The 16156-nt window shown below is 60.1% G+C and carries 13 protein-coding genes; 3 read left to right on the forward strand and 10 right to left on the reverse strand.

Going from position 1 to position 16156, the window contains the following annotated elements:
* Positions 1-2: 2 nt before the first annotated feature.
* From NLK60_RS05470 to NLK60_RS05510, 9 genes are all read right to left on the reverse strand, one after another.
* Positions 3-770, reverse strand: a complete 768-nt coding sequence (locus NLK60_RS05470; RefSeq protein WP_254809879.1) for a TrmB family transcriptional regulator — start codon at positions 768-770, stop codon at positions 3-5.
* Positions 767-3892: an MMPL family transporter gene (locus NLK60_RS05475; protein ID WP_254809880.1), complete on the reverse strand. Its 3126-nt coding sequence runs from the start codon at positions 3890-3892 to the stop codon at positions 767-769. Before NLK60_RS05475 ends, NLK60_RS05470 begins: the two co-directional genes overlap by 4 nt.
* Positions 3893-4194: 302 nt before the next feature.
* Positions 4195-7368 (reverse strand): efflux RND transporter permease subunit, encoded by a 3174-nt coding sequence (locus NLK60_RS05480; protein WP_254809881.1) that lies wholly within the window; start codon positions 7366-7368, stop codon positions 4195-4197.
* A 248-nt stretch (positions 7369-7616) separates the two neighbouring features.
* Positions 7617-8444 (reverse strand): amidohydrolase family protein, encoded by an 828-nt coding sequence (locus NLK60_RS05485; protein WP_254810434.1) that lies wholly within the window; start codon positions 8442-8444, stop codon positions 7617-7619.
* 294 nt (positions 8445-8738) lie between these two features.
* The gene (locus NLK60_RS05490) at positions 8739-9197 is read right to left on the reverse strand and encodes a universal stress protein (RefSeq protein WP_254809882.1); all 459 of its coding nucleotides are present in this window, start codon (positions 9195-9197) and stop codon (positions 8739-8741) included.
* Between the two features lie 77 nt (positions 9198-9274).
* On the reverse strand, positions 9275-10108 hold the full coding sequence (locus tag NLK60_RS05495) for a hypothetical protein (protein WP_254809883.1): 834 nt from the start codon (positions 10106-10108) through the stop codon (positions 9275-9277).
* A gap of 233 nt (positions 10109-10341) precedes the next feature.
* Positions 10342-10821, reverse strand: coding sequence for an aspartate carbamoyltransferase regulatory subunit (gene pyrI, locus NLK60_RS05500; protein WP_254809884.1), 480 nt, complete (start codon positions 10819-10821; stop codon positions 10342-10344).
* Positions 10818-11732 (reverse strand): aspartate carbamoyltransferase, encoded by a 915-nt coding sequence (gene pyrB / locus NLK60_RS05505; protein ID WP_254809885.1) that lies wholly within the window; start codon positions 11730-11732, stop codon positions 10818-10820. Before pyrB ends, pyrI begins: the two co-directional genes overlap by 4 nt.
* Positions 11733-12140: 408 nt before the next feature.
* Positions 12141-12455 carry a YbjQ family protein gene (locus tag NLK60_RS05510; protein ID WP_254809886.1) on the reverse strand — a complete coding sequence of 105 codons (315 nt, stop codon included), beginning with the start codon at positions 12453-12455 and terminating at the stop codon, positions 12141-12143.
* 94 nt (positions 12456-12549) lie between these two features.
* On the opposite strand from NLK60_RS05510, the gene mce reads away from it, so the two are divergent.
* Entirely contained in the window at positions 12550-12933 is a 384-nt protein-coding gene (gene mce / locus NLK60_RS05515) for a methylmalonyl-CoA epimerase (protein WP_254809887.1), read from the forward strand.
* An 86-nt stretch (positions 12934-13019) separates the two neighbouring features.
* Here the strand turns inward: mce and NLK60_RS05520 are convergent, their stop codons facing one another.
* Positions 13020-14273, reverse strand: coding sequence for an HAD family hydrolase (locus NLK60_RS05520; protein ID WP_254810435.1), 1254 nt, complete (start codon positions 14271-14273; stop codon positions 13020-13022).
* 175 nt (positions 14274-14448) lie between these two features.
* Here NLK60_RS05520 and NLK60_RS05525 point away from each other — a divergent pair, with 175 nt between their 5' ends.
* Positions 14449-15516: a glucose 1-dehydrogenase gene (locus tag NLK60_RS05525; protein ID WP_254809888.1), complete on the forward strand. Its 1068-nt coding sequence runs from the start codon at positions 14449-14451 to the stop codon at positions 15514-15516.
* Complete coding sequence (gfcR, locus tag NLK60_RS05530; RefSeq protein WP_254809889.1) at positions 15513-16154, forward strand: transcriptional regulator GfcR; 642 nt, start codon at positions 15513-15515, stop codon at positions 16152-16154. Before NLK60_RS05525 ends, gfcR begins: the two co-directional genes overlap by 4 nt.
* Positions 16155-16156 lie beyond the last annotated feature (2 nt).

Genomic DNA, 16156 nt, shown 5'->3' on the forward strand with positions numbered 1-16156 from the left:
ATTTACTCTGATTTTGATACAGGCGCTTGGTTACTCGCTTCGATCAACTCGATCAGGACCGACGCAAAGAGCGACCCAGCACTCCAGATGGCGGTTTCGCTGCCGTCGTCGTCCACGACGCTCAACAGGATCGTGTCGTCGTCAGCGATGACGATCCGCCCCGAGCGCTCGTCTTCGGCGCGGTGGTCGGGCGGGGTGAACGCCGTCACGCCCTCGAGCGAACCGAGCCGGTTTCGGACTTCGGGTTCTCGGCTGACGACGGCGACCTCGAGTCCCTCACGTGCTTTGGTAGCGAGCAGTTGTTCGACATCGTCAGTCACCAGCGGGGGCAACCTGGTGCCAAAGATGAGTCGGTCGGTCGCCTGTGAACAGAGATCGGTCACTCGTTCATCGATCTGCGGGCGACCGCGAACGGTCCAGATATCTTCCTGTTCTTCTTCGCCTGCCGGCTCGGTTCGGACGCGTTCAACGTAGTCGAAGGCTCGTTCTTGTTCGCTTTCGAACCGCGAGCGTAACACGGACTGGGCTTCGTCGACGCTGACCGGTCGGTATCGGATCGGACTGGATTGCTGGACCTCGAGTAAGCCACGGCCCTCGAGGCTTTCGGCGACGCTGTAGACCTGTGAACGAGGAACGTCGGCGATGCTGGCTACGTCACGGGCCGTCCCCGAGCCCAGTTGCTGCAGCGCGATGAAGACCCGTGCTTCGTAGCTGGTGAGGCCGAGGCGTTCGAAGGCCTCGATCGCGTCGGTTTCACCGGGCTTGCTCATCTGTCATCACCGCCGTCACGCTGGTCAGTGTCGACACCATCCCCGAGTGTATCGTGTCCGCCGTCACTCGCTGCAGTCGGTGACCCTGCAGGCGACCCGCTTTCGATGAGTTCCGGTCTGGCATACTTGGTCCACAGGACCAGGAGCGTGGGTAAGACGATCACGCTCGCGAGGAACGCATAGATGATCGTGAGCCCCGTGATAATACCGAACTGTTGTAACACCGGGAGGATGGCGAACGTGAGCACGCCGAAGCCGCCGACTGTCGTGGCGGCACTCCCAAGGAGTGCGCCCCCGGTCCCGGTGACTGTCGTCTCCATCGCCTCCCACATGTTACCCTCGCGCTCGAGTTCGAGCGTGTACCGGGAACTGATGTGAATGCTGTAGGCGATGCCGAGCCCGATAGTGAGGCTGGTTATCATACCGGTGAGGACGTTAAACGGCATCCCGAGGAGATACATCGTTCCGAGAATCCAGCTGACGGCAAGGGCAACCGGAAGCAGCGTGACGATGCCCAACAGTGCACCTTTCCCCGTCAGCCAGTACGCTATCGAGAGGAAGAGGACGACCGCGACGAGCGTAATCATGAGACTGTCGAGGACCGTGTCCATCAGATCGCTCTCGACGACGTAGTTGACGATCGGGTCGCCCGTCGCGGTTGCCGTCCATCGCGAATCGGCACCGCCGTCGTCGATACCGGCTGCGATCGTCCGCATCTCGTCAGTGACGTCCCCGAAGGCGGCGTCACCCTGTACGGCGATGACGAGTCGTGTCGCCTCGTACTCGCCGTTATCCGTGCGGTAGATGTACTCGGCTGCAGCTGGTTCTGCCTCGAGTAACTCATCGTACACCGTCTCGAGATTCTGATTTGGTACGGAGTCGGGGCCACCACCAGCGGCGGTGAACGTCTCGTTGAACGATTCGTTTTCGGCGGCCACGTCTCGCATCAACGAAACCGGACCGTCGATATCGGTGTTGCCGTTTGGCAAGGTGTAGACGGTATCTGCGTTCGCAGCATCGTTCTCAGCCGCATCGAGCCGTTCGAGGGTTTCGTCGTCAGTGATGTCTCCTTGGATAAGGATCTGGGCCCTGATGTCCTGGCGCTGGAAATTTTCGTTGACGAAGTCGAGGTTAGATTTGGCCTGGTACTCTCCCGGACTCAGCGGACCGAGGTTCTGTGTCCACTCGGGCGGGCTGTCGGCGAGGAAGTCTTCTTCGTCGAACGAGGTGTCGACCTGACTGGCACCGTAGACACCGCCTGCGGTAAGGACTAAGACGACGAGAACGATCACGAGCGGTGCGCGTCGGGCCGCAGTGGACCCCAGCGTGAGGAACCCGCCGAAGCGGCTTTCCCCGGTTCCGAACGCCCGTTTGTGCCGGTCGATACCCCGGTTCTCGAGGAAGCCGTCGAGTTCGACTTTGGCTGCAGGGACGAGCGCGCCGAAGATAAGCAGGGCAGCGAGGATACCGACCGAACTAACGACACCGAACTCCTGAATCGGGCCGATCGGACTGATCAGGTTCGAGAGGAAGCCGATGACAGTGGTTGCAGTCACCCAGACGAGGGCGACGCCGACACCGGCTAACGCGACCCGCATCGATCCCCGTACCATCCCGTCGGGGCGTGGGTCTGCGGTCTCTTTTGGAAGTGCCTCGCGTTGCTCGCGATGGCGCATGAAGACGTGTATCGCGTAGTCGATAGAGAGCCCTATCAGTAACACCGGGACGGCGACGAACATCTGGTTGAACGCGATACCAGCCCATCCCATGAACCCGAACGTCCAGACGAGTACGAGGAGGATACCGACGACGCCCAGGATGATATCGAGAATGTCACGGTAGGCGATAAAGAGGGCGACGACGACGAAAAACAGCGCCATCGGTCCGACGATTGCTAGACTGTCGGCCATCGAACGATCGATTTCGTCCGAGATGATACCGAATCCAAAGATGATGTACTCGTTGCCGGTCTGTTCCATCGCCAGCTCCTGCAACACGAGTTGGGCGTGCATGGCATCGCCGCTGAAATCGCCCATTTCAGGTGCGCCAGTACCATCGGTCGACTGGGTGACGAACGTCATGCGGGCGTCGGCCTGGGTCGACCCCTGTTCGTAGGACGAAGCCATGAACGCCAGCGCGGGTGACTCGTCGTCACCCAGTACATCGCTGACCAAGGTCTCGTACTCCTCTTCGTCCAGTGCCTCGAGCGCTTCGATCTGTTCCTCGAGCGTTGGCGTCGGTGCACTCGCGAGGGCCTGCTGGTCTTCTTGCAGTTGCTCGCTGTCCGCTTCGAGCTGTTCGAACTCGTCAGCAAGGACGCCCGACGTCCCCTGGACGAACAGGTCCTCACGCTGGTCGGCGAGTTCTGACGCCTGCTCGTCGTACTCCGCCTGGGTAATCTCTCCATCCTCGAGTTGTTGCTCGAGAGCGACTTCCTGAGAGACCACCGTGCGAAGATCACTCACGGTCGCTTCGAACGTCGCCGTCTGCTCGGCATCCAGGTCGGCCGTCGCTCCAACGATTTCGTCTTCGATGTCGGTCTCGAGGTCACCAGCCCGTTGTTCGTACTCTTCTTCACTAATCTCGCCTGCCTCGTAGGAAGCGTTCAAGGTCGCGTACTCTCGCTCGAGGCCGACGATGGCCCCGAGGCTGTTGTTGAGTTGTTGGCTCGTTTGATTGAGTTCCTCGCTCCGGGCCTCGATGGCTTCACCGCGCTCGGCCAGTTCCGCAGCCTCTTCGCCACGGATCTGATTGATGGCGACGATGTTTTCGACGCCGGTTATAGCATCGTCTTCAACGAGCGTGGCGTTTATCGATTCGTTCGCTCGTATCTCCTGTTGGAACTCGAGTGAGTCTATCAGAGACGTCTGGTTCAGGACGTTATCACCTCTAACGATGACTTGTACCGTCGTCACGTTTTCCCGTTCGTCGACGGTGAAGTTCTCTGCGATGTACTCCGAAGCTGCCAGCTCCGGAGAGTCACTTTCGAACTGGTCGAGCGATGAATCGTTGTCCACCATCGTCGCACCAGACCCGATCACGAGGGTCAACACCAGCATAACAGCGATAACTGCCTTACTGTGGGTTGTAACTGTCCTGGCTAACCGGTCAGGGACGCTCACGTGCTGATACCTCCCCTGATTCTTCTTCCTGCAGGAAACATTCTGTTGTTATCTTCCTACTAAACCCACCCATAAATACTCGTTGTTATTCGAATACTAACAGCAACATCTGCAGGGAACGATGGGATAATAACCAACCTAAATCCCGTGCGTAGGGAAACCCAAAATTCGGCACAATAGCCCACCTGAGACGTGATTTCACCGGCGTTATCGCCGGGGCACTCGAGTGTCGCTCATAGGGGCCGTTGTCGTCACGAGCACTCGAGCGCTCGCTCCTTTCGACCAGCCCACGTGGAATACGTCTATAGATCGGTTGTTTTGCGAGCCCAGATGTACAACAGGGTTGGCAATGCAAGTACGCTAGCCAGAAACGCATATCCGATGGTAAGCGCGGTCACGAAGCCGAACTGCTGGAGCAACGGAACGGTTGCCACGGTCAGGACGCCGAACCCGAGAATTGTCGTCACAGCACTCCCAGTGAGGGCACCGCCTGTCGTTCGAAGGGTCCGATCGAGCGCCCGATAGACCGGGTTTTCGACACCGCTCGTTGCATCATCGCCAGCGCCGTCGTCCGTCGTGTGGACGCTCTCGAGTTCCTGCGCGAATCGGGAACTGAGGTGAACGCTGTAGGCGATGCCCAGCCCGATGGTGAGGCTTGCAACCATCCCCGTCAGCACGTTGAACGGGATGCCGAGGAGTGCCATCGTGGCGAGCGTCGCACCGAGTGCACCGATGACAGGAACGACGGTAACGAAACCGAGTAACGCACCGTGTCCCTGTCGATGATAAACACCCATCAAAAATACCGTGACGGCCACCAGTGCGACGAGTAATCCCTGGATGATACTCTCGAACAGCGCCCGTTCGTAGACGTACGTAAGTACGGGCTCACCGGTCGCAATTACCTCGAGTCGGCTGGCTCCGTCGTTCGAATCGGCGTCGGCCCCACTCGAGACGCTTCCGGACCAGGTTGCCCCATCAACTGCCGCGGCTATTGCTCGCATCTCAGCTGCGATTTCGGCGCTGGTGAGCCCGGTGTCAGTACCGATAACGAGCCTCACCGCTTCGTACTCTCCAGCTTCCGTGCGATAAATCACCTGACTCGCGGCATCCGGATTCGCTTCGAAGAGGCCGTCGTACAATCCCACCATGTTCTGGTCGGGAACGTCGTCGTCCGTCCGGTCGGCGAGACGAAACGTCGCGTTGAAGGACTCGCTGTCGTCGGCAGTTGCCTCCATCACCGACAGCGGCGACTGTATATCTGGGTTCCCCCCGGGCAAGACGTAGACAGCATCGCTCTCGCTCGCCCGTCGCTCGGCACGTGCGACCCGTTGCATCGTTTCACCGTCAGTTATGTCGCCTGCAATCAGGATCTGAGCTTGTCCACCTTCGCGCTGGAAGTGCTCGTTGAGGTACGCCAACGACGCCTGCATTCGATACTCCCCAGGTTCGAGTGGCCCGAGATAGGCCGTCCACGAAGCAGTGTCGTCCGTGAGGAACGCGCGCTCGTCGAACGTCGTATCCACCTGTGTCGCACCGACAGCACCGCCTGCAGTGACGAGAAACAGACACAGGAGGACGACGAGCGGTGCCCGGCGAGCGAGCGTCGCCCCGCTCGAGAGGATGCGTCCACCCTCCCCGGTTCCAATAGCGCGTTTATTACGATCGTAGCCACGATCCTCGAGGAAACCGTCCACCTGTACCTTCACCGCAGGAATCAACGCCCCAAAGACGACGAACGAGGAGACGATTCCCAGGGCGCTCACGACCCCGAACTCGCGAACGGGACCGACCGGACTGACGAGGTTCGCCAGAAATCCGATTGCCGCGGTCGCCGTCACCAGGATCAGTGCCACGGCGATTCCACCGAGGGCTCCGACCATCGCTCGTCCCGAGGTCGACTCGCTACCGTAATCCGCATCCGTCACCGCCCGTTGTAAGGACTTTTCAGGGCTCTCCGACCCCCCTTCCGCCTCGAGTGCGTAGTACTCTCGCTGGCGCATGAAGACGTGTATCGCGTAGTCGATAGAGAGCCCGATCAGTAACACGGGAATAGCGACGAACAGTTGCGTGAACGCAACGCTGGCCCATGCTGCGGCCCCAAACGTCCAGATGAGGACGACCAGCATACCGACACACCCCAACACGATATCGAGGGGGTCACGATAGGCAATGGTGAGTGTACCCACCACGAACAGCAGTGCCAGCGGACCAACGATCAACACGCTATCGAACACCGCCTGGTCGACCTCTGCCGCCACCAGTCCGAACCCGAAGACGATGGTGTTCGCCCGCCACTCGAGCGCATCCTCCTCGATCTCGTGTTGGGCCTCGATGACGTCGTCCCCGAGCGCTCCTGGCGGACTGTCGCCCCGGTCGAGCGACTGGGTGATGAGCAACATGCGGTCGCTCGCCTGCGTCTCACCCGGCGTGTACTCGGCCGGGAGCAAGCGTACGGCTCTGTCACTGCCGGGTCCCTCCGCCCCGAGGACGAATTCGATTGCCTCGTCGACGTCATCCTGATCTGCTGCTTCCAGCACTTCGATCTGCTCTTCGAGCGGTGGCTGTTCGATTCGCTCCAGTGCATCCCGGGTATCTTCGAGTCGTTCTCCTTCTCGCTGGAGGGCCTCGAGTTCGTCGAGATAGAGGCGACTAGAACCGTCAGTGATTGCCTGACCGCGTGCAGACTCGAGCCCGTTGCGTTGAACCTCGTACTCGTCGTCGGTCACGTTCTCGGCCGCTCGTTCGCGCTCTAGTTCGGCGATTTCGTGCTCGATCGAGCGGAGGGAGTCGACTGCAGCCTCGAAGTCTGCGGCTCGGTCGCTCTCGAGAGTCTCAGTGGCGTTTTCGATTACCGATTGGATGCGTGTTTCGTACGCGCTCGCCTGCTCGTCGTAGGTTTCGTCGTCGATATCGCCCGCCTCGTAGGAATCGTTCAGAGTTTCGTACTCTGCCTGGAGCGCTGCTATCTCCTCGAGTGAACCTTCGAGGGATCGAATCTGCGTCTCGACGGCCTCGAGTTCCCGCTCGAACTCGGTCGCTTCTTCCTCGATGAGGGCAGCTTCCTCGAGTCGGATAATTGCCGTTGCCAGCACGTTTTCTACGCCAACAGTCGGCGTCTCCTCGACAAGCGTCGGGCCGATCGTCTCGTCTTCGTGCAGGTCGCGCTGGAAGTACAGTCCCTCGAGTAAGGACTCTCGCGTCAGTGCATTGTCCGTTTGCCCGCCGATTGCTTCCCCTTCAGCTCGCCAGATGACCTGGACTGTCGTCGTGTTCTCGTCGCGTTCGTCGAAACTCCGTTCGGCGTACTCGAAGGCATCGCCCTCCGGTGCAGCCGTCTCGAACTGCTCGAGTCGAGTATCCGTCTCGAGACCGGGCAATCCGGCACCCAACACGAGCGTGAGCACGAGACCGATGGCGACGATAATTTTCGCGTGTGTGACGATTCCGCTGGCGACATCCTCGAGGGCGGTCACCGCAACCCGCCTCCAGTTGCATCAAGATGGGTTGGAAAAAGCAGGCGACACACGGCACAGAGAAGTGGGGGGAGTGAACAACCGTCACCAGATCGGAGCCAGCCGAGTGCCATCGTCTGGATGATGCGTTTTCAGCGCTGGTGAATATATCTGTTGACAGGTGTGTGTTGAGGGCTCTCTCGAAGGGGCGGGCGAGTAAGGTCTCTCGAGAGGGCACTGTAGGCACCGTTCCTCGAGAAGGAAACCGGTTACAGTCCGAGGAACGATTCAGCGTTCTCCCAGAGCAGCTTTCGTTGGACGTCCGGCGGGAATTCGAGGCTGGCAAACTGCTCGAGCCAGGGTTCGGGCTCGAGCATCGGATAATCGGTGCCGAACATGACGGTATCGGCGAGTAGCGTCTTCGCGTAGTGGAGCACCTGGTCGTCGATATATTTCGGCATCCACCCTGAGAGATCCATGTACACGTTCCCCTTTTGCTGGCAGATGGCGAGTTGTTCGCGCTCCCACGGGAACGCAGGGTGGGCGATCAGTATCTGTAACTCGGGATGGTCGGCAGCGACGTCGTCGATCAACATCGGGTTGCCGTACTTGATTTTGAGCCCGCGCCCGCCCGGCGAGCACGCACCGAGCGTCGAGTTGCCGCCGTGGAAGACGACGGGGACGCCGAGGTCTTCGATCGTTGCCCAGAGCTGTTCGTGTTCGGGGTCGCTCGGATCGAACCCCTGAGCAATCTGCTGGAATTTGAAACCCGAGAGGTCGAGATCTTCGACGCACCGAATCGCCTCTTCGACGCAGTCGTCTTTCAGCGGATCGACGGAGCCAAAACCGATGAAGAAGTCGGGGTACTCATCGCGCACCTCGGCCACGTAGTCGTTTGGGACCGGTGGATTCCCGGTGTTCGTCTCAGCATCCCAGCCGAGTAACACGGCTCTACCCACGCCTGCCGCGTGGTAGCTCTCGATCATGTTCTCGTAGGTGTCCGTCTCGAGATCTGCGCCAAAGCGTGCAGCAGCATCTTTCATCATCTGCCCGCCGGCGTCGTGCAAGAACTCACTCGTCGGTTGGTGGGCGTGCATATCGATAGCTCGTGGCTCGTCGGTCTCGTCGAGTACGCTCTGTGGCCTGTCCGCAGATACAGCCGCCCCACCGCTTTCGTCACCCGTTTCCGAACCAGTCATACTCGAAACTCGTCTCGAGGTGGTAAAAATTGCGACGGTTTCCTCGCCGATGGTCGAACCCTGTCGAGTGCTGGGCAGCTTCGAGCAGGTACCGTAGCGAAGACCGGCATACCCCGAACTGGTCGCGAGCCGAACTCGAGCGTATCCGTGAACCTCGAGAGACTCGAGTGTGTGGACACTCGTCCCGGAAATTCACTCCTCCTGGGTGGATTCGGAGTCGGCACGTTCGGAGTGGCGAACCGTTAACACCGGCACATCGGAGAGACGAACGACCTTTTCCGTGACGCTTCCGAGCAGGTAGCGGTCGAGCCCGGTTCGACCTCTGGTCCCCATCACTACCACGTCGATATCCTCTTCTTCGGTGTATTTCAGGATCGCTTCGTGCGGACTACCGCGGCCGAGATGGGTAATGGTTGTCTCGATACCTGCTCTGGTAGCTTCCGTTTCGACCTCCTCAAGCACAGACTGTCCCACCTGTTCGAACTGGGTGACGATCGTCCCGGTTTCGACGTCGCCGGCGAAAACGGCTTTGTCGATGACGTACATGACGTGAAGGGCGGCGTCGTACTGTTGTGCGAGGTCGATAGCATACTCGAGGGCCCGTTCCGAGGCCTGGCTTCCATCAGTTGGGAGGAGAACGCTGTCGTACATACGTTGATATTCGATATCACGCGTAAAGAATGTGCGGTGGCGGGGCGATCACTGACACCGCAACACGTGTCCCGCTCTCAGGAACTCGGTTCGCCGTGGGATACGCCCGTCTGCTGATCGGCTCGCAACCGTCGTAACGCTCCGCGTGCATTGCTCGCCTCGTAACCGAAGAACACGTCTTTGCCGTAGTGACCGGCGACTTCGGTGGCCTTACACAGATTATCGATGTCGATGTCGACTGCGTACAGTTCGATACTAAAGGGTGTCTCGAGCGTGCTCTCGAATCCGCTTGCGATCACCTCGAGCCAGTAGGTCGTCGTATAGGCCATATCGTATAGCGGCACGACGAACTCGTCGACGTGCTCGGACAGGGCCTCGAGGTCGAGTCCCGCCCGTTCGTACAGGTGGCCAGGGTACGGGTCAGGATACAGCGTCAGGTAGACCCGGCCAGGGATTCGTTCAGTTGCTTCGGCGACGAACTCCGTGATGACGTTCGCTCGCCAGGCTTGCCTGTCGTCGAAGTCGCTGTCGGCAAACGACTCCTGGCACACGTCACACCGACAGTATCCCTGCCGGGGGAAGCCGACGTCGTCCAGTCTGACGTCCGCGTTCGCTTCGACACAGTCGTCGATAATCTCGAGCAGCCCTTCCCGGTACTCGGTCCTCGAGGGGCAGATGTACGCCCAGTCGAAGTATTTCCGCTCGCGGGTGGCCCGATTCCCATCGTCGTCGACGGGAACCAGCGAGGGTTCGGCATCGGCTGCCGCGTTGTCTCCGAAACAGGAGACCATGTTGACCGCATCAGGAAGCGGTTGTGCAGACCGGCCGGTCACGTCCTTGACTTCGTAAAAAGCGCGGTCGAAGTCTTCCCAGGCGACTTCGTCGGGGTTTCGCGTCACGACGCCGTACATACGAACGGGTTCGGCGCCGAGACGGTAAGCGGTTCGGATATCGGCCAGCTACTCGAGTGGATCGTACTCGACGTCGACTTCGGAACTGCTGAAGACGACTTTCCAGAGGACGACGACGGCGACCAGTACGAGCAGGAATTTGATCGTTCGCGACATATACGTTCGAATGCACGTTTGCCCGGCACTTAGATATTCTGGAAGGGGCGGCTCACAGGTCGATGTTTGACGGAGTACTATTCGATGAGGTCGGCAATCGATTCGCGGACGATCGTCCCACAGTACAGACAGCGGACGCCGTCCTCGAGCACCTCGAACCGAGAGGTAACCGGTTCGTCTTCAGTCGTGATACAGGCTGCGTTCGGGCAGCGTAACACGTCCTGGACTTCGTCGGGGCGTTCGACGCGGTGTTTGCTCGTCACCTCGTACTCGCGGACGATGTTGATCGTCGCGTCGGGCGCGATGAGCGACAGGACGTCGACTTCTTCCTGGCTCAATTCGCGTCCCTCGACTTTGACGATGTCTTTTCGAGCCAGCCGGTCGGAGGGGACGTTGATCCCGACCGAAACCTCCTCGTTTTGACTGCCGTCGATGTCGAGAATTGCCAGTACGTTGAGTGCCTGGCCCGCTCGGACGTGGTCGATCACGGTGCCGTTTCTGATCTTGCTTACGCGCAGTTCGTGTGCGGTATCGTCAGTGGATGTGTCGTCGCTCATTGTGCATCACCGAGCAGGAGGTCGAGCAGCGCCATTCGAACGGGGACCCCGTTGTGTGCCTGTTCGAAGTACGCCGCGTGGGCCGTTTCGTCGATTTCCGGCGCGATCTCGTCGACTCGAGGGAGCGGGTGCATCACTGTCAGGTTGTCGCTCGCTACCTCGAGAGTCTCCATATCGATCTGGTACTCGCCAGCGATCTTCTGGTATTCGTTTTCGTCGGGGAATCGTTCGCGCTGAATGCGCGTCACGTACAGGACGTCGAGCGTCGACAGGATCTCGTCCAGATTTTCGTGTTCGCGAACCGAGGCCCCCTCCTGGTGGAGGTCGTAGACGACCTCACGAGGTAACTGGAGACTTTCGGGGCTGATGAAATGCTGGTGGGCGTCGAAGTGAGAGAGCGCGTAGGCCAGCGAGTGGACCGTCCGGCCGTACTTGAGATCGCCCATGATCCCGATCGAGAGGTCCTCGAGGCCGGCGTTCTCTCGAATCGTATAGAGGTCGAGGAGCGTCTGGGTGGGGTGATGTCCGGCCCCGTCGCCGGCATTGATCAGCGGGACGTCGACGAACTCCGCAGCCATCGTCGACGAGCCCTGTTTTGGGTGGCGAACGACGAGGGCGTCCGCGTAGCCTTCGATCACCCGAACGGTGTCCGCGAGTGTCTCCCCCTTTTTGACACTCGAGGATTCGACAGACCCCATATCGATGACGTTGCCCCCCAGGCGCTTCATCGCCGTCTCGAAGCTCAGTTTCGTTCGCGTGCTGGGTTCGAAAAACAGCAGTCCGAGGATGGTATCCGGATAGGAGTTGGCAACTGCGGACGGATCGGCGTCGATTTCAGCGGCCCGATCGAGGATGGTTTCGATATCCTCCCGTGACAGTTGTTTACTCGTGATGACGTTGTCGTGGCGCATTGTTCGTCACAGCACGCGCCGGCCCCTTGAATCTCTCCATTCGTCGTGCGCTCGAGCGAAACGAACAGACGGTCCCGTCCGTGGTGAAACGCCCGGTTACCGATTCCTGCGGCCGATTGGAGACGCCCCCGACGAACGGAGGCACTGCTCACGGGTCGATGGTCTTCGAGAAAACCCACCACAGGGTGCAGGTGATGTCCAGCGTGGCCAGCTATATCGATTGCTGGCATCCCACGGCCGACCCATCGTCGGGTCATTGCCACCCTGGATTGTGCTGCGGTATAACACACAACACAGGCCAGTATAAGCATGCTGTTACGGGAAATAATCGCCAGCAGCGTTCCTGTTGCAGGGAACGCCCCTCGAGGGATCGTTTTCGAAGGATTCTTTCTCCCCGAAAAGCCGTTGTTACCGCAGTCGCACTGCCGTCCCGTAGGCCATCACTTCCGAGCCACCGTCGGTGATCTGTGAGGTCTCGAGACGGACATTGAGTACTGCATCAGCGCCCATTTCCTCGGCGTCGGCTTCCATGCGGGTGATCGCTTCGTCGCGTGCTTTCGTCAACAGGTCGGAGTACGCCTTGAGCTCACCACCGAAGACGTTTCGAATACCCTGCGTGATGTCTCGGCCGACGTTCCTGGCCTCGACCGTATTGCCACGGGCGATGCCGAGGACTTCGATGACTTCGCGGTCCGGGAGGGTTTCCGTGTTCGTGATCTCCATGCCGAAGCGTTTGGTGTTGGTGTAGTAACAACTTTTTGGTCAATCACGGGCATCGAGCGCAACACTGACGACGGTTCGACACGCCACAGCGCATATGCGTATCGATCACGCTGGTATCGCGACCGACGACGCGAGTGCGACGGCCGCGCTGTATGCCGACCTGTTCGACGTCGAAATCGCCCACGAGGAAACGTTCGACGGGATGACCGTCGTCTTTCTCGCGTTCGAAAACGGCTACTTCGAACTGCTGGAACCGGAGGAGAGAGGGACCATCGCACGTTACCTCGAGCGAAACGGCCCAGGTATTCACCATCTGGCAGTCGAAACCGACGACGCCAGTGGCGCCCTCGAGCGCGCCCGCGAGATGGGTATCGAGTGCATCGACGAACAACCACGGCCGGGCGCGTGGGGCCACGACGTGGCGTTTTTACACCCGCGAGACACCGGTGGCGTGTTGCTCGAGTTCGTCGAACACTGACGGGAAACCGTATACTCATGTACCGCCGATCACCCCACTGACACCGTTGCACGCGATCGGGAGATCAGTGAACCGAACGCCGTAGGTCAGTTGAGCCGCGCTAGCTGATTGAGCGCGTAAACCGTCCGGAGTACGTCGACGCTTTTGCCCTGTGCGAAGACCAGTTCGTCCGATCTGATCACGTGATCGAGCGTGTCGCTCGAGGCGTGTTCTGGGGCAGCCGCGATGCCCGCGTCGTTTTCGGCGACCCACTCCATTACGCGGAGATCGGTTTTCGAATCACCCATAACGAGCGCGAAGGGGTCCTCGACCCCCAGCACCTCGAGCGCCCGTTTCACGCCGGCAACCTTGTTGAGTTCCAGGCTGCTTACTTCCGCTGCGTCGGCCTCGTAGTAGGCAACGTCGATCCGCTCGAATACAGCGGCCAGCGGCTCGGGAACGGCAGCCCGATCGACGTCAGGATAGGCCCCCTCTCCCTCGAGCACGCTACGGATTTCGGGGTCTTCACCGGCGTAAAACGCTCGAGTGTAGCCGACGAGTTCGTTCGAGTCTGACGGTGACCACGATATCACGTCGGCGACCGCCGTTCCAAGCAGGTCGATCATGTAGACCAGTGCGTCATCGATGACTTCGCGGGCCTGACTCGAGCCCGTCTCGTAGTTCGGCTTCATCGTGACGTTGAACTCGTTGCCCTGGAGGTGACAGCCGCGTCGGAGGTGCGCCGGAGCCCCAGTCAGCACGCGCGCCCGAACCGCATCGAAGATATCTCGAATCGAATCGTCGAGGTCGTTGTACAGCAACTGCTTGGTATCCGCTCCGTGGCCTGGCGTGAACACGCCGTTGCCCGACTCGTACACGATGGAGAGTTCACCCGAGTGGACGATTTCGCTGCCCAACCCCTGGATCGCGAACCCTTTGACGTTCTCGAGAGTCTGTCCCGTACAGATGACGATGGGGATGCCCGCCTCGTGAAATTCGGTCAGGACGTGCAGCGTGTCACGCGGAATCTCGTTGTCGGTGCTTCCAGCCGAGCGCAGCGTCTCGTCGACGTCTAGCACGAGGACGTTCACCGGCCTCGCGTACTTGGCTTCCAGGTCGAGCGCCGTAAAGGCCTGATCGCGTGTCGTTCGCGAGGCGATCTCGGCGAACGTCTCGCCGGCGGCGAACGCCGCCCGAATGTCGTCTTTACGCGCCTCGAGTTCGTCACTCGCTTCCTGCCAGTGCTCGAGAGCGACGCGCGAGTCGACCGGCGGAAAGACATCGACGAACTCCTGGTACTCGCGGAGCGTCTTGGTGTCGAACTCGTCGTAGAGCTGGTAGACGAGATCGTATCGTTCCATGTCACGGCATGCGTGTGGCGCGGGGATAATCGTTTCCGCTGGCGCGACGGTTGCCCCCTTCCCAGCACCCTGTTCAAAAGAGGTCTGTGCCACTACGAAGCGACTCGAGCAACCGAAAATGATTCTTTACTCGAGATAGAATAAACTTTTAGCCCTCGGACGCTAACTGTCGGGTATGTACGCTATTGCAGTCGAACCAGGGGCGGGTGAGCCAACGATCGTCGAGAAGCCGATACCCGAACCCGAAACGGGTGAGGCACTCGTCAGGACGCTCCGGGTTGGCGTCGACGGCACCGACCACGAGGTGATCTCGGGTGCCCACGGTGGCGTTCCAGATGGGGCGGACCACCTCGTACTCGGCCACGAGGCCGTCGGCGTGGTCGAAGACCCGAACGGAACTGACCTCGAGACGGGCCAACTCGTCGTCCCCACGGTTCGACGACCGCCAAACGGAACCAACCACTACTTCGAATCGGGCTATCCAGATATGGCACCGGAGGGCGAGTACGTCGAACGAGGGATCGTCGGTGGCCACGGCTTCATGGCCGAATACTTTACCAGCCCCGCAGAATATCTCGTGTCGATTCCAAAATCGCTCGCATCGCTCGGTTTTCTCGTCGAACCCATTAGTATCTCTGAGAAGGCCATCGAACACGCCTTCGCCAGCCGTTCCGCGTTCGACTGGCGACCCGAATCCGCGATGGTCCTCGGCAACGGCTCGCTCGGGCTCTTGACCGTGGCCATGCTGGTCGAAACCCTCGAGTTCGACCGGACGTACTGTCTGGGCCGTCGCGACCGACCGGACCCGACTATCGATATCATCGAATCGTTCGGTGCAACGTACGTCGACTCTCGAGAAACGCCCGTCTCGGAGGTACCTGACGTCCACGAAGGAATCGACTTCATCTACGAGGCGACGGGCTACGCGCCACACGCCTTCGAGACTATCGAAGCGCTCGCACCGAACGGGGTCGGTGCCTTACTCGGGGTGCCCTCGAGCTGGGAGTTCGAAATCGACGGCGGTGCGCTCCACGAGGAGTTCGTCCTCCACAACAAGGCGCTCGTCGGGAGCGTCAACTCACACCGCGGCCACTTCGAATCGGCCATCGACACGCTCTCAGAACTTCCGCAGTCGTTTACCGACGATCTCGTCACCGGCGTCTACGACCTCGATTCGTTCCAGGACGCATTCGTCGACGACGACACGACTATAAAAACGGCGGTCGAATTTGACACCATATGAAAAACGTCGACGACCTCATCGACAGTGCAGCAGACCTGGCCGACCGCGGCCTCTCGAAAGGCGAAATCGCGGACGAACTCAACGTCTCTCGAGAAACCGCCAGCTGGCTCGTCGAACGGAGCGGTACCGCCCCAACCCCCGCGGAAGAAACGGCGTCCTCGAGTGGCGGGTCTGGCGACATTCACGTCGACTGGTCGGCCATCGGTCGGGATTCGAGGCGAATGGGTTACGTCGCCAAAGCGCTCGCCGACCTGCTGGCAAAACACGGCGAAGACGTCGACCTGACGATCGGCATCGAGAAAGCCGGTGGCCCCATTGCAGCGCTCGTCGCCCACGAACTCGAGACCGACCTGGGAACGTACACACCCGCCAAACACCAGTGGGACGACGACGATATCGACGAACTCGGCGGAACCTTCTCCCGTAACTTCGCGACCATCCGTGGCCGGGAGTGTTACATCGTCGACGACACCATCACCAGCGGAACGACAATGCGTGAAACGGTCGAGGCAATTCGTAAGGAAGGAGGCGAACCACTGGCGTGTGTCGTCCTCGCCGACAAACAGGGGCTGGACGAGATCGACGGCGTCCCCGTCTACTCGCTGTTACAGGTCATCAGTGTCGGCACCGACGAGTAACC

This window comes from Natronosalvus amylolyticus (assembly GCF_024298845.1).
Taxonomy (GTDB): Archaea; Halobacteriota; Halobacteria; order Halobacteriales; family Natrialbaceae; genus Natronosalvus; species Natronosalvus amylolyticus.